15 protein-coding genes are annotated in these 19519 nt (G+C 68.7%); 8 read left to right on the top strand and 7 right to left on the bottom strand.

Translation table 11 applies throughout. The annotated features are described in order from the left end of the window. Nucleotides 1-35: 35 nt before the first annotated feature. Nucleotides 36-815 carry an ABC transporter substrate-binding protein gene (locus HWX03_RS12525; RefSeq protein WP_175871434.1) on the bottom strand — a complete coding sequence of 260 codons (780 nt, stop codon included), beginning with the start codon at nucleotides 813-815 and terminating at the stop codon, nucleotides 36-38. 379 nt (nucleotides 816-1194) lie between these two features. Here HWX03_RS12525 and HWX03_RS12530 point away from each other — a divergent pair, with 379 nt between their 5' ends. From HWX03_RS12530 to HWX03_RS12550, 5 genes are all read left to right on the top strand, one after another. After that, nucleotides 1195-2169: an ornithine cyclodeaminase family protein gene (locus HWX03_RS12530; RefSeq protein ID WP_175871435.1), complete on the top strand. Its 975-nt coding sequence runs from the start codon at nucleotides 1195-1197 to the stop codon at nucleotides 2167-2169. Further along, nucleotides 2166-2960 (top strand): PAS domain-containing protein, encoded by a 795-nt coding sequence (locus HWX03_RS12535; protein WP_175871436.1) that lies wholly within the window; start codon nucleotides 2166-2168, stop codon nucleotides 2958-2960. Before HWX03_RS12530 ends, HWX03_RS12535 begins: the two co-directional genes overlap by 4 nt. A gap of 172 nt (nucleotides 2961-3132) precedes the next feature. Then, nucleotides 3133-3864 carry a DsbA family oxidoreductase gene (locus tag HWX03_RS12540; protein WP_175871437.1) on the top strand — a complete coding sequence of 244 codons (732 nt, stop codon included), beginning with the start codon at nucleotides 3133-3135 and terminating at the stop codon, nucleotides 3862-3864. A gap of 131 nt (nucleotides 3865-3995) precedes the next feature. Continuing rightward, a complete protein-coding gene (locus tag HWX03_RS12545) occupies nucleotides 3996-5435 on the top strand; it encodes a DHA2 family efflux MFS transporter permease subunit (RefSeq protein WP_175871438.1) in 1440 nt (479 codons plus the stop codon). A 309-nt stretch (nucleotides 5436-5744) separates the two neighbouring features. Next, a complete protein-coding gene (locus HWX03_RS12550; protein WP_174386917.1) occupies nucleotides 5745-6533 on the top strand; it encodes a sulfite exporter TauE/SafE family protein in 789 nt (262 codons plus the stop codon). Between the two features lie 295 nt (nucleotides 6534-6828). Here HWX03_RS12550 and HWX03_RS12555 read toward each other — a convergent pair whose 3' ends face one another. The 3 genes from HWX03_RS12555 to HWX03_RS12565 all read right to left on the bottom strand — a co-directional run bounded on the left by HWX03_RS12555 (nucleotide 6829) and on the right by HWX03_RS12565 (nucleotide 11873). Continuing rightward, on the bottom strand, nucleotides 6829-8664 hold the full coding sequence (locus HWX03_RS12555) for a peptidase S1 (protein ID WP_175871439.1): 1836 nt from the start codon (nucleotides 8662-8664) through the stop codon (nucleotides 6829-6831). Nucleotides 8665-9278: 614 nt separating this feature from the next. After that, on the bottom strand, nucleotides 9279-11369 hold the full coding sequence (locus HWX03_RS12560) for a D-(-)-3-hydroxybutyrate oligomer hydrolase (protein ID WP_175871440.1): 2091 nt from the start codon (nucleotides 11367-11369) through the stop codon (nucleotides 9279-9281). Nucleotides 11370-11507: 138 nt separating this feature from the next. Further along, nucleotides 11508-11873: a BON domain-containing protein gene (locus HWX03_RS12565; protein ID WP_175871441.1), complete on the bottom strand. Its 366-nt coding sequence runs from the start codon at nucleotides 11871-11873 to the stop codon at nucleotides 11508-11510. Nucleotides 11874-12305: 432 nt separating this feature from the next. Here HWX03_RS12565 and HWX03_RS12570 point away from each other — a divergent pair, with 432 nt between their 5' ends. The 3 genes from HWX03_RS12570 (at nucleotide 12306) to HWX03_RS12580 (ending at nucleotide 15822) form a co-directional block, all read left to right on the top strand. Then, nucleotides 12306-13748: a TAXI family TRAP transporter solute-binding subunit gene (locus tag HWX03_RS12570; RefSeq protein WP_175871442.1), complete on the top strand. Its 1443-nt coding sequence runs from the start codon at nucleotides 12306-12308 to the stop codon at nucleotides 13746-13748. 94 nt (nucleotides 13749-13842) lie between these two features. Continuing rightward, nucleotides 13843-14481 (top strand): 2-hydroxychromene-2-carboxylate isomerase, encoded by a 639-nt coding sequence (locus HWX03_RS12575; protein WP_175871443.1) that lies wholly within the window; start codon nucleotides 13843-13845, stop codon nucleotides 14479-14481. A gap of 393 nt (nucleotides 14482-14874) precedes the next feature. Then, complete coding sequence (locus HWX03_RS12580) at nucleotides 14875-15822, top strand: LysR family transcriptional regulator (protein WP_174389456.1); 948 nt, start codon at nucleotides 14875-14877, stop codon at nucleotides 15820-15822. 78 nt (nucleotides 15823-15900) lie between these two features. On the opposite strand, the gene HWX03_RS12585 is transcribed toward HWX03_RS12580, so the two are convergent. From HWX03_RS12585 to xdhB, 3 genes are all read right to left on the bottom strand, one after another. Next, the gene (locus HWX03_RS12585; RefSeq protein ID WP_175871444.1) at nucleotides 15901-16302 is read right to left on the bottom strand and encodes a nuclear transport factor 2 family protein; all 402 of its coding nucleotides are present in this window, start codon (nucleotides 16300-16302) and stop codon (nucleotides 15901-15903) included. 102 nt (nucleotides 16303-16404) lie between these two features. Beyond that, the gene (gene xdhC / locus HWX03_RS12590; RefSeq protein ID WP_175871445.1) at nucleotides 16405-17073 is read right to left on the bottom strand and encodes a xanthine dehydrogenase accessory protein XdhC; all 669 of its coding nucleotides are present in this window, start codon (nucleotides 17071-17073) and stop codon (nucleotides 16405-16407) included. Nucleotides 17074-17142: 69 nt separating this feature from the next. Next, nucleotides 17143-19506: a xanthine dehydrogenase molybdopterin binding subunit gene (gene xdhB / locus HWX03_RS12595; RefSeq protein ID WP_175871446.1), complete on the bottom strand. Its 2364-nt coding sequence runs from the start codon at nucleotides 19504-19506 to the stop codon at nucleotides 17143-17145. Nucleotides 19507-19519 lie beyond the last annotated feature (13 nt).

Genomic DNA, 19519 nt, shown 5'->3' on the forward strand with positions numbered 1-19519 from the left:
CGTGCGCCAGCCCCGCGGCCGGCACGCGGCGGCGCTTACTTCGCGATGATGTCGCGCTTGAAGTACTTCCGCGACAGCGCGCTCAGCGTGCCGTCCTGCTTCAGCGCGTCAAGCGCGCCGACGATCTTCGCCTGCAGCGCCTTGTCGTTCTTGCGCGTCCCGAAGCCGGTGCCTTCGCCGAGCGTCGCCGGATCCTTCAGCGGCTCGCCGACGATCCGGTAGTCGCGGCCGGCCGGCTTGTCGAGGAACCCGTCCTGCGCGGTCTGCGCTTCCTGCACGGCCGCGTCGAGACGCCCCGCGACGAGATCGGCGTAGATCTGGTCCTGATCCGGGTACGACACGACGGCCACGCCCGCACTGGCCCAGTGCGCCTTCAGGAAATCCTCCTGCGACGAGCCCTGCAGCACGCCGACGTGCTTGCCGCGCAGGCTCGCGACGTCGGGCTTCAGCGGCGAGCCGTGCTTCGCGACCATCACGATCGGCACCACGTAGATCGCCGGCGTGAAATCGATGCTCTGCTTGCGCTTCGCGGTGATGTTCATCGCCGAGTTGATCGCGTCGAACTTGCGCGCCTGCAGCGCCGGGATCAGCCCGTCGAACGCATTCTCGACCCACACGCACTTCATGTTCAGCTTCGCGCACACCGCGTTGCCGATGTCGACGTCGAAACCCTGCAACTGACCGGCCGGCGTCTTGCTCTCGAACGGCGGATAGGCGGCTTCGATCCCGAAGCGCAACGTGGTCTGTTCCGCATGGGCCGTGACGGCCACGCACGCGAGCGCCGCGGCGGCGCAGAGGGAAAGTTTCCAGTTCATGACGGTCCTTCTGTTCTGGATTGAGGCGATGAAGATCGGTCGCACGACGCCCTCGACCGGGCGCCGGGTTGGCATTCGATGCAGGCGGCCGCCGCATGGCGGCGTGGCGGGTTCTGCACGCGAAAATATAGACTCAAAGTCTACTATAGACTATAGGGGATACGAGGAGGTTACCCTGTTACACGACGTCGGAATTTCGTCTCTAGCTAAAAATAGCGTTGATTTCATGACGTTTTTCATGAACCCGGCAACGACACAACGTCTCGAAAAGAAAAATTCTCCCGATTTAGTTTGTCTATATTAGACTTTTCGTCCATAACAAACCCCGCCGGACATCGTCTTTCGAGACTTTCTGTCCAGCCCGAACCGGAGATGTCCGATGACGCAAACCGTCCCCACCGTGCCGCTGACCGTCGACGAAGCCGCGGTGCGCGCGGCGCTGCCGTCGCTCGACGTGCTCGGCACGCTGCGCCGCATGTTCGCGTCGCTCGCCGCGGCGCGCGCGGTGCAGCCGCCGCAGACGCTCACGCTGTTTCCCGACCAGGCCGGCGACTTCATCACGTATCTCGGCGCGCTCGCCGACGAGCAGGTGTTCGGCGCGAAGCTGTCGCCGTACGTCGTGACGGGCGGCAAACCCGACGGGAGACCTGTCGTCACCGCGTGGACCGCGCTGATGTCGATGCAGACCGGCCAGCCGCTGATGTGGTGCGACGCCGGGCTGCTGACCGTCGAACGCACGGCCGGCACGACGGCGCTCGCGGTCGACTGCCTCGCGCCGCGCGACGCGCGCCATCTCGCGATCGTCGGCGCGGGCGCGGTCGGCCTCGCGCACCTGCGGCACACGGCGGCGCTGCGCAACTGGGACACGATCCGCGTGTATTCGCCCACGCTGGCCGGCGACGCAACGCAGCAGGCGACCCTCGCCGGGCTCGACCCACGCGCACGCGCGGCGGCAAGCGTCGAAGCCTGCGTGCGCGACGCGGACGTGGTGATGCTGTGCACGTCGTCGGGCACGCCCGTACTCGGCGACGGGATGCTCACGCGCCCCGCGCTCGTCACGTCGATCAGCACGAACGTCGCGCGCGCGCACGAAATCCCGCCCGCGTGGCTGCCGGACATGGACGTCTACTGCGACTACCGGCACACGACGCCCGCGAGCGCCGGCGAGATGCAGATCGCGACGGCCGAGCACGGCTGGGATGCCGGCCGGATCGTCGGCGACCTGCCCGCGCTCGTCGCTGGCACCTGCGCGGCGCCGTCGCGCACGCGTCACGCGTTGTTCCGCTCGATCGGCCTCGGGCTCGAGGACATCGCGATCGCGCACGCGCTGTACACGCATCTGACGCGCGCATGAGCGGCACGCGCACGCGGGGCCGATACAATGGCGCAACCGCCGCGGCGGCCGCGCGCGGGCGCACGGGCATGCCGGCCCACGGTGCGCCGGCTCGCCGGCCCGACATGCCGCCCGGCTCCCGCCCACCCGAGATCGCGACACCGATGCGCAAGAAGAAATCTCCCGTCAAAGACCTGCTGCTCACCCGCTATGCGCCGATCGCCGACGGTATCGCCGCGCTGTTCTTCCCGTACGCGGAAGTCGTGATCCACGACCTGCACGACCAGACCGTGCTGTATCTCGCGAACAACCTGTCGAAGCGCGAGGTCGGCGACGATTCCGCGCTCGAGGAAATCGATCATTCCGCGCGCGAGCGCGTGATCGGCCCGTACGAGAAGCTGAACTGGGACGGCCGGCGGATGCGCTGCGTCAGCAACGTGTTGTTCGACGACGAAGGCCGGCCGGCCGGGATGATGTGCATCAACTTCAACATCGCGGTGTTCGACGAGGTGCGCGCGACGCTCGACCTGTTCATCAAGGGCGCGGGCATCGTCGCGCAGCCCGACGAGCTGTTCCGCGACGACTGGCAGGAGCGCATCAACACGTTCCTGCACGGCTGGCTGCGCGAGCGGCAGGTCGGGCTGAACGGGCTCACGCGCGAGCACCGGCGCGAGCTCGTCGAGGCGCTGTACGCGGAAGGCGCGTTCCGCGGCAAGAGCGCGGCGAACTACGTCGCGAACGTCCTCGGGATGGGGCGCGCGACGGTCTACAAGCACCTCAAGCACCTGAAGGAAACGCAGGGCGACGCGTGAGCGCGGCGCGGCGGGCGCAATCACGGTAGCCCGGTCATCGGTACCGGGCCGCCGGTTCCGCGCCCATGCTTCGCGACACGCGGCCCCTTCCGCACGGTTCCGTGGACGACGAAGCGTCGAAACATAAAGTGATATAGTCTCGGTTACACTTTTTTTGCCGCCCGGACCGCCCATGACGACCGCTCCCGCCCCGACTGCCCGCCCGACCCTGACCGTCGAAATCTGGTCCGACCTGATCTGCCCGTGGTGCTGGATCGGCAAGCGCCGCTTCGACGAGGCGCTGGCCGCGTTCGCGCACGCCGACCGCGTCGACGTCGCGCTGCGCGCGTACCGGCTGATGCCCGGCCAGCCGGTCGAGCCGGTCGAGGCGATGCTGGCTGGCAAATACCGGATGGCGCCCGCGCAGGTCGACCAGATGCTGCGCCAGGTGACCGATGCGGCCGCGAGCGTCGGGCTGCGCTACGACCTGCCGGGCACGCTCGTCGGCGACACGCTCGACGGCCACCGGCTCGTGAAGCTCGCGCAGGCGTCGGGCCTCGCGCACGCGCTGACCGAGCGGCTTTATCGCGCCTATTTCTGCGAGCACGGCTCGCTGTTCGATCATGCCGAGCTGACCGAATTCGCGGTCGAAGCCGGGCTCGAGCGCTCGGCCGTCGAAGCGGTGCTGCGCAGCGACGCGTATCGCGACGAAGTCGAAACCGACATCGCGCGCGCCGCGCAGATCGGCGGGCGCGGCGTGCCGCTGTTCGTGTTCGGCGGCCGCTACGCGGTGTCGGGCGCGCAGCCGGCCGACGCGTTCGCGCAGGCGCTCGACCGGGCGTGGCGCGACGGCATCGTCGAACTCGACGGCAGCGACGCGGCCGCCTGCGGTCCCGACGGCTGCGAACTGCCGCCACGCTCGTAGCTCATCCGCTGCACGCGCACCGGGGCCGCGCGCGCCACTACGCGACGCTCCTGCCACAAACCGGCAGGAAGCCCGCGCCGCTGACGTCTACAATGCATCCTTTCAAATAACTATCAGAAGGCTGCAGGCCCATGACCCACGGGATTCACGGCGAGAAGCGCTGGTACGCGCTGATCGTGCTCTGCCTCGGCGTGCTGATGATCGTGCTCGACAGCACGATCGTGAACGTTGCGCTGCCGTCGATCAGCACCGACCTCCACTTCACCGAAACGGCCCTCGTGTGGGTCGTCAATGCCTACCTGCTGACGTTCGGCGGCTGTCTGCTGCTCGGCGGCCGGCTCGGCGACCTGTACGGCCAGCGGCGCATGTTCCTCGCGGGCCTCGTCGTGTTCACCGTCGCGTCGCTCGCCTGCGGCCTCGCGCAATCGCAGGCGATGCTGATCGCCGCGCGCGCGGTGCAGGGGCTCGGCGGCGCGGTCGTGTCGGCCGTCTCGCTGTCGCTGATCATGAATCTCTTCACGGAACCCGGCGAACGCGCACGCGCGATGGGCGTCTACGGCTTCGTGTGCGCGGGCGGCGGCAGCATCGGCGTGCTGCTCGGCGGGCTGCTGACGAGCTCGCTGTCATGGCACTGGATCTTCCTCGTCAACCTGCCGATCGGCGTCGCGGTCTATGCGATGTGCGTCGCGCTGCTGCCGCGCATGCGTGCGCCGGCCGGCACGGCGCGGCTCGACGTCGCCGGCGCGATCACCGTGACGGCATCGCTGATGCTGGCCGTCTACGGGATCGTCGGCGGCAACGAGGCCGGCTGGCTGTCGATGCAGACCGTCGCGCTGATCGGCGCGGCCGCCGTGCTGCTCGCGCTGTTCATCGCGATCGAATCGTGCGCCGCGCATCCGCTGATGCCGCTCACGCTGTTCGCCGCGCGCAACGTTGCGCTCGCGAACGCGATCGCCGTGCTGTGGGCGGCCGCGATGTTCGCGTGGTTCTTCCTGTCCGCGCTGTACATGCAGCGCGTGCTCGGCTACGGGCCGCTGCAGGTCGGCCTCGCGTTCCTGCCGGCGAACCTGATCATGGCCGCGTTCTCGCTCGGGCTGTCGGCGCGGATCGTGATGCGCTTCGGGATTCGCGGCCCGATCACAGCCGGCCTGCTGATCGCGGCGTGCGGCCTCGCGCTGTTCTCGCGCGCGCCGGTCGACGGCGGTTTCGTGTGGCACGTGCTGCCCGGCATGACGCTGCTCGGCATCGGCGCGGGCGTCGCGTTCAATCCGGTGCTGCTCGCCGCGATGAGCGACGTCGACCCGGCCGATTCCGGGCTCGCATCGGGCATCGTCAACACGGCGTTCATGATGGGAGGCGCGCTCGGGCTCGCGGTCCTCGCGAGTCTCGCGGGCGCCCGCACCGACGCGCTCGCGGCGGCGCAGGCCGCACCGCTCGACGCGCTGAACGGCGGCTACCACGCGGCATTCGCGTTCGGCGCGGTGTTTGCAGCCGTGGCCGCGCTGATCGGTTTCGCGCTGCGGATCCGGCCGCCACGCGCGGTCGAAGGCGCCGGGCCCGCGATGCACTGACCGGCGACCGGCGAGCCGGGAACCGGCATCGGATCGGGGCGCGCATTGTCGCGCCCCTTTTTATGTGCGTCGGCCGCGCGGCATACGCGCCCGATTCGTCGTCGCTTTCGGGTCGATCACCATCGTCGGCCGCGCCCCTGTTCGAACGTCCGCTTCACGTCCCGCCGACCGTCGCCGCGCGCCCCTTCCCGGCCGATTTTTAACGCAGTCGTACATTGACGCGTCACTTTTGCGACAATGGCGGACTTTGACGCGCGCGCCGCAGCCGCCGCGCGCCGCCGCCGACCGCCGCATAACCGCCTGCTTCCGATGTCGCTTCCCCATATCGATCTGCTGTACTCCCTGTCCGGCCTGTTCGTCGGCATTCTCGTCGGCCTGACGGGCGTCGGCGGCGGTTCGTTGATGACGCCGATTCTCGTGCTGCTGTTCGGCGTCCACCCCGCGACGGCGGTCGGCACCGACCTGCTGTACGCGGCCGCAACCAAGGCCACCGGCACGCTCGTCCACGGCCTGAAAGGCTCGATCGACTGGCGTATCACGCTCCGGCTCGCGGCGGGCAGCGTGCCGGCCGCGGCGCTCACGCTGTGGTGGCTGCACACGCACGGGATGAACACGCCGGGCACCGCGCGGATGATCCAGCTCGTGCTCGGCGTTGCGCTGCTGCTCACGTCGCTCGCGCTGATCTTCCGCCCTCAATTGACCGCATTCGCCGCGCGCAACCCACTGGCGCCGAGCCCCGCGCGCACGCTGTGGTCGACCGTGCTGACGGGCGCCGTGCTCGGTGTGCTCGTGTCGATGACGTCGGTCGGCGCCGGCGCGATCGGCGTGACCGTGCTCCTGCTGCTGTATCCGCTGCTCGCGACGACCCGCATCGTCGGTTCCGACATCGCGCATGCGGTGCCGCTCACGCTGGTCGCGGGCATGGGCCACTGGCTGCTCGGCTCGGTCGACTGGTCGATGCTGCTGTCGCTGCTGCTCGGTTCGCTGCCGGGCATCGTACTCGGCAGCCTGCTGTCGGCGCGCGCGCCCGAGCGGCTGCTGCGCAACCTGCTCGCGGCGACCTTGGTCGCGGTCGGCGTGCGGCTCGTGCTGGCGTAAGCAGCCTCCTCGCTTCCAGTGAAAAACGCCGCCTTCGGCGCATGCACCTGCCTATCCTCAATAGAGGGCCTTTCATCCCCTTTTTAGGGATTAAGGGACGCGGTCACCGGTGACGCCCGCGGCGATGCGCGCTGCTCGAACACAAAAACCGATGCCCCGGGAGTCCATGACTCACGGGGCATCTTGACGAACGACAGCGACGCCATCGGCGCACACGACCCAAAGCACCGGCCCGCATTGCGCGAGTGCACTTTTTCGTCGCGTCGCGGCGGGCGGCACCCGCCGCCCGCAACGCTTACTGCCCCTGCTGCTGCAGTTTCTGCTGCTTCATCTGCTGCGTGCGCGCCTGCAGCTTCAGCACGCGCTGCAACGCGGTGCGGTTCGCGAGGATGCCGTCGTAGAAGTTGGCGAGATCGCCCTTCAGCGCGGTCCGCGACGCGTCGTTCAGGTAGATCATGTGGCCCGACGGGTAGTTCTTGATCGTCAGGTTCTGCGCCTTCAGCGTCGGATCGAGCGGCATCTGCGCGAGCGTCAGCTCCGTCTGGTGGAACGGCGTGACGGCGTCGAAATAGCCGTTCGCCGACAGCACCTTCAGGTCCGGGTTCACGCTCATCGTCGATGCCAGGTCGCCGGCCGTGTACAGCGTATTGCCGCCGCCCTTGTTCGCGCCGGTCGGGTCCGTGTGGCTGAAGTCCCAGTTGTTGAAGACCTGGTCGTTCAGGTCCACGAACGACGACGTCGACGTGTACTTGAGATCGGTGTTGATGTAGCTGTTCCACAGCACCGTGTACGCGCCGCCGACGTTCGTGATCGACGGATCGTTGCTGCCCGAGTTCGGCAGGATGTACGGCGCGATGCCCTTGCCCGTGAAGTTCGCGCGACCGTCGTACTGGCCGATCTGCGTGCCCGGCACGAGCGTGAGGAAGAACGTGTACGGCGGGTTGTCGTCCGACGACGGCACGTTGCCGAGCGCGGCCGGGTTGCCGAAGGTCTGGATCAGCGACGTCGGGTCGGTGCCGATGTACGAGCCCATCTGCTGCGCGGTCCGCAGGTTCAGGTTCAGCCGTACGTTCACGAAGCCGCCGTCCTGCGGGTTCGGCTTCTGCGCGAGCGGCGCGAGCGTGTTGTCCGCGTAGTTGCGGGCCTGGACCATGTACGCGTCGAGATCGGTCGGCGTCGGGGTGAGCGTCGTCTTCTTCCAGTAGAACGCGTCGGCCGCGAGCGTCGGGAACGTGCCCGGCGCGGACAGCGCGTTCGCGTAGTCGAGGATCGACGACTGCAGCGTGATCCCGTTCAGGTCGATGCCGTCCTCGTGCAGCACCCACGACACGACCGCGCTGCGCGCGGTGCCGTACGACTCGCCGTACAGGAACTTCGGCGAATTCCAGCGCGAGTACTTGGTCAGGTAGCGCTGGATGAAGCGGTCGATCGAGCGCGCATCCTGGTCGGTGCCCCAGAAGTCCTTGTTCTTCGCCGGCGCGATCGCCGTCGAGTAACCGGTGCCGACCGGGTTGATGAACACGAGGTCGGTGCGGTCGAGCAGGCTGTCCGGGTTGTCGAGCAGCTTGTACGGCGCGGGCGGCGTGAAGTTCGGGAACGACGACTGCAGGCGCTTCGGCCCGTACGAGCCGAGCAGCAGGTAGACCGACGACGAACCGGGGCCGCCGTTGTAGAAGAACGTGACCGGGCGCGGCTTCGACGGGTCCGGATTGTCCTGCGTGTACGCGACGTAGAACATCTTCGCGTTCGGCGCCGACGTGACCGGATCGATCGTCGTCAGGTGGCCCGTGGTGGCCGTGTACTTGATCGTCTTGCCGCCGATCGTGACCTGGCGGTGCACGACCGCGGCGCCTTCCGTCGAATCCGTGACCGCGTCGTTCGGCCCGGTGCCGTACACGTCGGTGTCGACGTACGGCTGGTCGGCCGCGGCGGCGGCCGTTGTGTCGGTGGCGGCCGACGTGCTGCCGCTGGACGTCGCGGCCGCGGTGGCGGCCGACGCGCTCGGGCTCGGCCCATCGTCGCCGCCGCACCCCGTGACGAGCAGCGCCGCGGCCGCTGCGGCGGCGAGCGGTACGCTCAAGGTCGTTCCGAATAGCGCGAAACCGTCTTTCAAGGACTTCCGTGTCGTCATTATTGCCTCTCGAACAGAACGATAAATACCGCCGGCGCAAAGGATCATTTGCGCCGGCGCTCCGCACCGGGAATGCATTCGTTATGCGATGCACTCCGAGTTTTTTACCGGATCGGTGAATACCGATCGGCACGATTTACCCCACCCATGTTTTTTGCAACCGCACAATGGAATCAATTCCATTGCCAACGACAATTCAATGATTCGCCGCAATACGGATTCATTCCGCGAATTCGCATACGCACAAAATCGACGACAAAAAGACACCCCCGCGAAGCCCGCCCGGCAACGCGCCTTCACTTCGAACAGACGAACGATCCCCGTCGGCGAGATACCGATTAATCGCGAAACGGCGATCAATCGCGACTCGATCCGATTGAATAAAATCGAAAGGATCGATTAACTAAAAGGAAAGGAATATCCTCGTATCTGGAATTTATTAAATTAAGTTAAAATACCGGCGCATAATAGGTTCAGGATTTATCGCCGTAAAGTAAGAATTTGTTACAGCGCTCGCCATTCGGATAAAAGGCCGTGCGGGACCGATTCCAGGCGACGCAAAGAAAAAAGCCGGACGGGCGTCCGGCTTGTCGGAGGCGGCGTGGCGGCCGTCGTCAGAGCGGCACGTCGATCATGCCAACGCCGACGGCAATCGCGTTCGCGCCCGGCGCGGCCGAGATCGGCGGCAAGTTCGCGCTCGTCAGCGCGGGCGCAGCGCCCGGCGTGCCGCCGCGCGGCACCGTGCGGATCACCTGCGACGGCGGCAGCGGCGCGCCGTTCTTCAGGCGCTTCCACATCAGGTTCAGCGCCTGCACGTTGTAGTAGTGAACCGGCACGAAGCGCGTGTCGAAGCCCGGAACCGACAGGAATGCGTCGAAGTGCTGGCCGTTCGTCACTTCGTAGAACACCAGCTGGCTGCGCCCCGCTTCGCTGATGCCGTTCTGCGCGACGTACGCGCGCGACGCGTGGTTCACCGGCACGAGCGCGTCGCTGCGGCCCTGCACGATGATCGCCGGCTTGCCGTGCAGGTTCGCGTTGACGCGCACCGCGTCGACGTTCGCGGGCATCCCGAGCATCCCGTTCGTCCACAGCTGGCGCAGGCACAGCGCGCCCGCGAAGCTTGCATCGGGCGTCGCGAGCCGATGGTCGACGCCCGCGCCGTTGTTGAACACGAGATTGATGCCGGCCGTCGGCGGCACGCCGTTGCCGGTACCGAACACGGCCGGCATCGGCGACGCGGCGGGCGCCGCGACCGCGCCCGTCGCCGGGTTCGTCGTCGCGAAGCTGAAGTTGCACAGGTTGTCGGTGACACGCGAGCGCGTGTACGCGTTCGCATAGGTGACCGCGATCGCGGGAATCGCCTGCGAATCCCACATCGACGCCTGCAGCAGGTCGGAATCGGCCAGATAGCCGGCCGCATGGAGCTGCGCGAGCGCGTCCGCCGCCTGGCTCTGCGTGTCGGCGCCCGCCACCAGCCCGGCCGCGGCGAGCGTCGCGCAGCGCTGCGTGCGGATCGACTGCGTGGTCGCGGCCGGCAGCGCGCTCAGGTACGGCGCGCCGGCGAGCGACGCCGATGCGGCCGCGCACGGTTCCAGCAGGTTCGCGAGCGTCGCGTAATCGGCCAGCGGCCGGCCGAACGACGGCACCGGCTGGCCGCCCGTGCGGACGACCGCATTCGGCGCCATCCGCACGTTGATCTGCGGCTCGCCGACCACGACCGCGGTAATCCAGCCCCGGTTGTCCTGCTCGGCCGCCGCGAGCGACGCGCCGCCGCCGTTGCTGACCGACGCGGCGATCGTCGTGATGTCGCCCGCGCGATAGCGCACGCCGTGACGCGCGCCGTCGATCAGCGGTCCGAACTGCTCGTTGAGCGCCCAGTACGCGAATTCGACCGACTGCAGCGTCACGCGCCCCCAGTCCTGCTCGGGATTCTGTTGCGAATGCGCGTGCTTGAACGCATAGCGGTTCGGGAAGCGGCTGTTGAACGCGGCCAGATCGCCGCTCGTCACGTTCGCGGTGAACAGGCTCGCGGTGCCGGCCAGCACTGCGTCGGCGAGCGTGCCGTCGATCAGCGTGACCGTATCGGAGCCGAGCTCGTGCGCGCCGTTGCCGCCGCCCTTGTCGTTGTAGGCCACCGCGCAGCCGCGCTTGAGCGCCCACTCGCCGGCCGCGGAAATCGCGCCGTACACGCCGCGCGAGCCGGACGACGTCGCGGTGACGATGCAGGGCTGCGCGGGATCGAAGCGGGCGGGTACCTGCACGAGCAGCGTCACGTTCTTGGCGCCGCTGCCGTCGTCGGCATACGCGAGATATTCGGTGCCGGGGATCTTGCCTTCGCCGAGCGTGTCGTTGCCGTCGAGGTCGACGTTCGGCCCCCAGAAGCGGCCGTAGCCGCCGTTCGCGCTCATGTCGACGAGCGCGCGGTAGTTCGACCAGATCGCGAGGCGGCGCAATTCGGCGCTCGTCGGCCGCGACGGATTCGCGAAGCCGGGCGCACTCGCCGCGGCGAGGCCCGTCTTCCCGAGGCCGGCCGTCAGCAGGTCGTCGCTCGCGCCGTCGTAGGCCGTCGTGCGCACGCTGCCGGACACGAAGCCGGGCAACCGGTTGCGCTCGGCCGACTCGTCGCCGTTGCAGGCGCCGAGCATCGCGACCGCGGCCAGCGCCGCTCCCCACACCATCCGCCTGCCCCACCCGAGCTTCGTCATCGCCGTCTCCTCGATATCGTTGTCGGTCCGCCGCCGCGCCGCGCGCGGCTTTCGGCCTTTGAAGCGCAAACGGGCCCCGGTATGCCGGGGCCCGCCTGGAAACGGGCGCGCGCGGCGCTCGCGCGCCGCCGCCCGGCGTTACTGCTGCTGAACCGTCAGCTTGTTCGAGACCGACGTCACGCCGTTCACGCCCTTCGCTGCCTCTTCCGCCTTGTCGATCTGTGCCTGGTCGGGCACCGTGCCCTCCAGCGAGATCGCGCCGCCCTTCGAACGCACGACGATGTTCGCCACGTCGATGCCGCCTGCCTTCGTAATGGCCTTGCGCACCGCGTAGCCGAGCTTGCGGTTCGCCTTCTTCGCGGTTTTCGCGGCGGCCTTCGGCGCGCTCGTCGCGGCCGCCGGCGCTTCCGTTGCCGCTGCGTCGCTCGACTGCGCATACACGCTGCCCGACAGACAGGCCGCCACGGCGGCGACACCCAACGCTCTCAACACGATCGACTTCATGCTATCTCCTTATCACTCCGGAACGGCCGTGCACAGTACGGCCGGATACCCCCAAAAACAGCCGGCCCGCGCGCGAACGGGCGGGACAGCCGGTGTTTTCCACGGCGATACGAGAGAGGCGGCACGGGCCGGCGGCCGGCGCACGCGACAAGCGGGCCGGCCCTACCGGGCAGCCGCCGGCCGGACGCGCCCGGTCTCATGACGTGCCGGGTCGCGCGCGATTCGGGCGCGGCTGCGTCGCACAATGTAATCCAGCGCCCGCGGAAGCGCAAAGCTTTTGACGCGACGCCCGCCCCTGCTGTCGCCGGGCAGCCGCGCGACGCCGCCCGACTCGCGCATACGCGGCGAAACCGGGTACCATCGCCGCGAGCATCCGTGTCGTCCGGTGACGACCGTCACCGATGCGTCACGCCAGCGTCATCCGCCGATCCCATGAAGCCTGCCCGCCCTCGCCCGCCGCGCCGCATCCTCGCCCGCTTCGTCGCCGTCTCGTGGCGCGACCTCGCGCTGTCGATCGGCCCGACCGTGCTGCTCGCCGGCGCGGCCGTCTGGCTCGCGGTCAAGCTGATCCAGCCGGCGCCGCCGTCCACGCTCGTGATCTCGTCCGGGCCGCCAGGCAGCACGTACTGGAACGCCGCGCAGAAATACAAGACGATCCTCGCGAAAAACGGCGTCACGCTCGACGTCCAATCGTCCGAAGGTTCCGCGCAGAACCTGGCACGGCTGTCCAACCCGAACGCGCCGGTCGACGTCGGCTTCGTGCAGAGCGGCATCGGCCCGAAGGAGCGCGACGAGCATCTCGTGTCGCTCGGCAGCATCGGCTACGTGCCGCTCGCGATCATGTACCGCGGCCCGGTCGTCGCACGCCTGTCCGACTTCAAGGGCAAGCGGCTCGCGCTCGGCGCGGAAGGCAGCGGCGCGCGCGAACTGAGCCTCGCGCTGCTGAAGATGAACGGCATCGTGCCGGGCGGCTCGACCGAGCTTTTGCCGACCGCCGGCGAGGACGCCGCGACCGCGCTGCTCGACGGCAAGATCGACGCCGCCTTCCTGTCCGGCGACTCGACGCAGATCCCGGTGATGGCGAAGCTGTTCCGCGCGCCGGGCGTGCACGTGTATTCGTTCACGCAGGCCGAGGCGTATGCGCGGCGCTTTCCGTACCTGACCGCGATCACGCTGCCGATGGGCGTCTACGATCTCGGCCGCAACCTGCCGCCCGCCGACATCCACACGGTCGCGCCGACGATCGAACTCGTCGCACGCGACGCGCTGCATCCCGCGCTGTCCGACCTGCTGATCGAGGCCGCGCGCGAAGTGCACGGCCACGCGACGATCCTGCAGCACGCGGACGAATTCCCGTCGGCCGTCACGCGCGGCTTCCCGCTGTCCGACGACGCGGCGCGGTATTACAAGTCGGGCAAGACCTTCCTGTACCGGCGGCTGCCGTTCTGGGTCGCGAGCCTCGTCGACCGGCTGCTCGTCGTGGTGGTGCCGCTGATCGTCGTGCTGATCCCCGGACTGCGGTTGGTGCCGTCGCTGTACGGCTGGCGCGTGCGCTCGCGCATCTACCGCTGGTACGGCGCACTGATCGCGCTCGAGCGCCGCGCGCTCGGCGAGCACACGGCCGAGGAGCGCGTGCAGCTGCTCGACGAGCTCGACGACATCGAGGAAGCCGTGAACCGGATGAAGATGCCGCTCGCGTACGCCGGGCAGTTCTACGTGCTGCGCGAGCACATCGGCTTCGTGCGCGAACGGCTCACCGCGCACGACCAGGATGCGCCGGCAGGCCCGCCCGGCGCCGGCAGCCCGCCGGCACGCGCGGAAACCGGCCCGCCGCCGGCCGGCGACGCCCCCCGGGCGACTCCCGGTTCCGCGTGAGCGAACGATCCGCGATCATTGCTGCATGCGCGCGCCGCCGCGTAACATGGAGGCCGCCGCCAGGCGCCGCACGCCCCACCTTCTGGAGAACGACATGACAACCGGCCTCGATACCGCCCAACCCGCCTGGTTCTTCGACTTCGTGTCGCCGTTCTCGTATCTGCTGCTCGAACAGCACGACAAATGGCCGGACGTACCGTTCAACCCCATCGCCGTCTCGCTGCCCGACCTGCAGCGCCACTGGGGGCAACGCCCGAGCGCCGACGTGCCGGCCAAACGCGTGTTCACGTACCGTCACGCGCTGTTTCGCGCGGAACAGCTCGGCATCCGCTTCAAGATGCCGCCCGCGCATCCGTTCGATTCCGACAAGGTGCTGCGCCTCGCGATCGCGCTGCGCGCCGATATCGTGACGGTGCTGGAAATGTTCCGGTTCATCTGGCGCGAAGGCAACGATCCGTCGACGCCGGAAGGCTTCGCGGCGCTGTGCGAACGCGTCGGCGTCGGGCACGGCGACGAGCTGATCGAATTCGAGGAAACGAGTGCGCAGTTGCGCCGCAATACCGACGACGCGATCGCGCTCGGCGTGTTCGGCGTGCCCACCTTCTGGATGAACAAGCAGCTGTTCTGGGGCGAGGACGCGCTGCCGATGGTGCTGTACTGCGCGCGCACGCCGAACTGGCTCGAATCGCGCGAGGTCAAGCGGATCAGCACGCTGCCGAAGGGCCGTGCGTGATGGCGTGCGTGATGGCCGGTATCACGCACGGCAACGCGCGGCTGCGGTAAGGTTACGCGTCACTAGGGTCTGTTTACATATGGAACGCGCATGCGAATGCCCGAAATCGCTCGTCCCCCAAGGGGACTTCCTTCGGGGCGTATGGCAAGGAGTGAGGAGCGCCGTTTGGCCGAGCCAAACAAGCGACGAGCGACGCCGCCATACGGGCGATTTCGGGCATTCCCGTGACATGAATTTATTAATTTGGGGTTGCCACGAGAACGGCCGCTCGCCGCGTTGTGCTCCTTGCGAATACGTCAGTATTCGCGGCGTCGCACGCCTCGCGAGCGGCCGTTCTCGTGGCAACGCATGCGCGTTCCATATGTAAACAGACCCTAGAATCACCCCCCATCGATGGAAGACGACGACCGTACCGCCTCGCTCGACATCTGGCTCGTGCGCGTGTTGCGCACGCTGCTGCTCGAGCGCAGCGTCACGCAGGCCGCGCTGCGGCTGAACCAGACCCAGCCCGCGATCAGCACCGCACTGCGCAAGCTGCGCGAGACGCTGAACGACCCGATCCTCGTGCGCGGCAAATCCGGCATGGTGCCGACCGAATACGGCGCATCGCTGCTCGAAGCCGCGTCGCGCGCGCTGCGCGAGGTCGATTTCATCGCGACGCCGCACGGCGACTTCGATCCGTCGTCCGCGCGGCGCACGTTCCGCGTCGCCGCGCCCGACTACCTGAACGATTTCTTCATGCCGACGCTGATCGAGCGCTTTCGCGATGCGGCGCCGCATGCCCATCTGGAAATCGATTCGCTGAATCCCGCGCTCGACCACGCGGGCGCGCTCGAATCGGGCGCGCTCGATCTCGTGATCGGCAACTGGCCGAAGCCCGACCCGCAGTTCGCGCGCCAGGACCTGTTTTCCGACACGATCGTGTGCCTGATGCGCGACGCACATCCGCTCGCCCGCGAGCCGCTCACGCGCGACGCGTATGCGTCGGCCGCGCACGTCGCGCCGACGCCGTACACCGGCGACAAGCGCAACGCGATCGAGATCGGCCTCGCACGCGCGCGCCTCACGCGGCGCATCGTGACGACGCTGCCGTACTTCGGAATCGTGCCGCAGGTGCTGCTGCAGTCGGACCTGATCTTCACGACGACGCGCCGCTTCGCGACGCACTATGCGCAACTGCTGCCGCTCGTCGTCGTCACGCCGCCCGTGCCGTTCCCGCGCATCAAGAGCTACCTGCTCACGCACCCGCAACCCGATCGGCCGACCGACATCGCGTGGCTGTGCGCGCTGATGCAGAGCGTGTCCGACGAGCTGACGGTCGCCCGCACGCGCAAGCGCTGACGCGCGGCCAAAGCGCAGTGCGACCGGTCAGGCAGCGCGACTGGTCAGGCAGCGCAACTGCTCAGGCAACGCGGCCGCTCAGGCCGTGCAGAAGGTTTCCTGCAGATGGGTCCAGCGCACGACGCCCGCCGCGTCGCGCGCGAACACGGCGGTCCCGCGGCGCGCGGGCAGCTCGCCCGCTGCCGCGTGCTGCGCTTCGAGATAGGTGAGCACCGCATGCGATGCGTCGGCCGCGAGCACGCGGATCTCCGACAGCGTGATGCGCAGCCCCGGCTTCGCGCCGGCCAGCTTCGCGAACAGCGCGCGCGTGCCGTCATGGTCGACCACGCGGCCGTCGGTCAGGATCATCGTGAAGTCGGCGGAAAACGCCGCGAGCAGCGCATCGAGCGCCGCCGGCGCGGTATCGACGCCGGACAGCCAGCGCTCGATGGCGACGAGGCTCGCATCGAGCGCGTCGAGATAGACGGAGTGATCGGACATGGGCGCGTGCACGGTGAGGTGAAGCGCGGCCCGCTGCCGCGCGTTGTCGTGCAGTGTAGGCAAAAACGCGCGGCCGTGCGCCGGCCGCGCGGCATCGGCGTTTTACCGCGCGCAGGACACGTCGTCGCGTGCGCGCCCGGCCGCGGCCGCCTTCGCATCGGCCACCCGCATGCCCGAGCGTGCCTGCAGCAACTCCGCGCAGACGGCCACCGCAATCGCGCCCGGCGCCTTGTCGACGATACCGGCGACGCCGATCGGACACACCATTTCGACGAGCCGCGCCGGATCGACGCCGCGCGCGGCGAGCCGGCGCTCGAACTTCACGCGCTTGGTGCGCGAGCCGATCATCCCGAAGTACGCGTAGTCGCGCCGCCGCATGATCTGCGCGGCGAGCGAGAAATCGAGCGCGTGGTTGTGCGTCATCACGAGGAAGTACGCGCCGGGCGGCGCCGCGTCGACGACGGCCTCCGGCGTGTCGGTCGGCTCCGGCTGCACGTTCGGCGGACATTCGTCCGGGAACAGCTCGTCGCGCGTGTCGACCCACTGCACGACGCACGGCAACGCACCGAGCAGCGTGACGAGCGCGTGGCCGACGTGCCCGGCGCCGAACAGCACGATGTGCATCGGCGCCGGCGCACCGGTCGCGCGGTTGCGCTGGCCGGTGCCTTGCGCGAACGCCGGCAGCTGCGACGGCGAACTGCCGCACGCGCCGTCGCATCCGGCGGCGGGCGCCTGCGACGCGGCACGCGGCGAACGAGCGGGGCCGTTCATGCCGGCCTCCGCCGGGCCGTGCCGCCGTGAGCGGGCAACGAACGAAGCAAGCGCGAAGAGCGTTTCATCTCAGCCTGCCTGGCCCGCGCGGGCCGCACGCACCGCGCCGATCGCGCGCAGGATCGACTCGCCGGTGGCCGGCGCGTCGAGCGGCGGATTCACCTGGTAGTCGCCGACCGCCGCAATCGCGTCGCGCACCGCGAAGAACACCGAGAACGGCAGCAGCAGCGGCGGCTCGCCGACGGCCTTCGAGCGGTGGATGCTGTCCTCGACGTTGCGGTTCTGGAACAGCCGCACGTTGAACTCGGGCGGCGTGTCGTTCACCGTCGGGATCTTGTACGTGGACGGCGCATGCGTCATCAGCTTGCCGCCCGGGTTCCACCACAGCTCCTCGGTCGTCAGCCAGCCCATCCCCTGGATGAACGCGCCTTCGACCTGGCCGATGTCGATCGCCGGGTTCAGCGATGCGCCGACGTCGTGCAGTGCATCGACGCGCAGCGTGCGCATCTCGCCCGTCAGCGTGTCGATCACGACTTCCGACACGGCCGCGCCGTACGAGTAGTAGTAGAACGGCCGGCCCTGCAGCTTCGATTGATCCCAGTGCAGCTTCGGCGTCGCGTAGAAACCATCCGACCACAGCTGCACGCGCGCGAGGTACGCCTTCGCGATCACTTCGCCGAACGGCACGCTCGCGCCGCCGATCCACACGAAGTCGTTGCCGAACTTCACGTCGGCCGCCTCGACCTTGCCGTCGCCGAACTGCTTCGCCGCGAACACCGCGATCCGCTCGCGCAACTGGCGCGCCGCATCCTGCGCGGCCTTGCCGTTCAGGTCCGAGCCCGTCGACGCGGCCGTCGCGGACGTGTTCGCGACCTTGCTCGTATCGGTCGCGGTCACGCGGATCCGGCCGAAGCGGATGCCGAGCTCGTGCGCGACCACCTGCGCGACCTTCGTGTTGAGCCCCTGCCCCATCTCTGTGCCGCCGTGGTTCACGAGCACCGAGCCGTCCGTGTAGATGTGCACCAGCGCGCCGGCCTGGTTGAAGTGCGTGACGTTGAACGCGATGCCGAACTTCACCGGCGTGAGCGCGATGCCCTTCTTCAGCACCGTGTTGCGTGCGTTGAAGGCACGCACGCCCGCGCGCCGCGCGCGGTAGTCGCTCGTCGTCTCGAGTTCGCCGAGCAGCTCCTCAAGCACGTTGTCCTCGACCGTCTGCCCGTACGGCGTCACGTTGCGTTCGGTCTTGCCGTACAGGTTCGCGTAGCGCACGTCGAGCGGATCGCGGTCGAGCGCGCGCGCGACGTCGTCGAGGATGTATTCGATCGCGAACGCGCCCTGCGGGCCGCCGAAGCCGCGGAACGCGGTGTTCGACTGCGTGTTGGTCTTGCCGCAGTAGCCGGCGATGTCGACGTCGCCGAGCCAGTACGCGTTGTCGAAGTGGCACACCGCGCGCGTCATCACCGGGCCCGACAGGTCGGCCGAGAAGCCGCAGCGCGACGTCATCTCGAGCGCGACGCCGTCGATGCGGCCGTCGTCGTCGTAGCCGACGTCGAAGCGGTAATGGAAGTCGTGCCGCTTGCCGGTGATCATCATGTCGTCGTCGCGGTCCGGACGCAGCTTCACCGGGCAGAGCAGCTTCCACGCGGCGAGCGCCGCGCAGCACGCGAACAGGCCCGACTGCGATTCCTTGCCGCCGAACCCGCCGCCCATCCGGCGGCATTCGACCAGCACGTTGTGCGACGCGACGCCGAGCACGTGCGCGACCAGGTGCTGCATCTCGCTCGGGTGCTGCGTCGAGCAATACACGTGCATTCCGTCGTCGTCCTTCGGCACCGCGTACGCGATCTGCCCCTCCAGGTAGAACTGCTCCTGCCCGCCGAGCAGCATCTCGCCCGACTCGCGGTGTGGCGCGACGGCGAGCCGCGCGGCCGCATCGCCGCGCGCGAGCTTCAGCGGCGGGATCACGTAGGTTTCGGCCTTGCGCGCTTCCTGCGCGGTCAGGATCGCGGGCAGTTCCTCGTAGTCGACCTGCGCGCGGCGCGCGGCGAGCCGCGCGGTTTCATGCGACGTCGCGACGACGATGAACATCGGCTGGCCGACGAACTGCACGACGCCCTTCGCGAGCACCGGATCGTCGTGGATGATCGGGCCGCAATCGTTGACGCCCGGGATGTCGTCGGCCGTGAACACGGCGACCACGCCCGGCGTCGCGCGCACCGCGTCGAAGTTCATCGACACGATCTTCGCGTGCGGCTTCGCCGACAACCCGAGCGCCGCGTGCAGCGTGCCGGCGACGATCGGAATGTCGTCGGTGTAGGTGGCGCGCCCGCTCACGTGCAGGTGGGCGGATTCGTGCGCGCGCGACACGTGCACCTGCGCGGTGTCGGCCTGCGGGTCGAGGGTGCTGAGGAACGGTTCTGCTTGCTGGTTCATGTTCGGGGTTCTC

The sequence above is a fragment of the Burkholderia sp. BCC0397 genome, from assembly GCF_902832865.1.
In the GTDB taxonomy this organism is placed as follows: Bacteria; Pseudomonadota; Gammaproteobacteria; order Burkholderiales; family Burkholderiaceae; genus Burkholderia.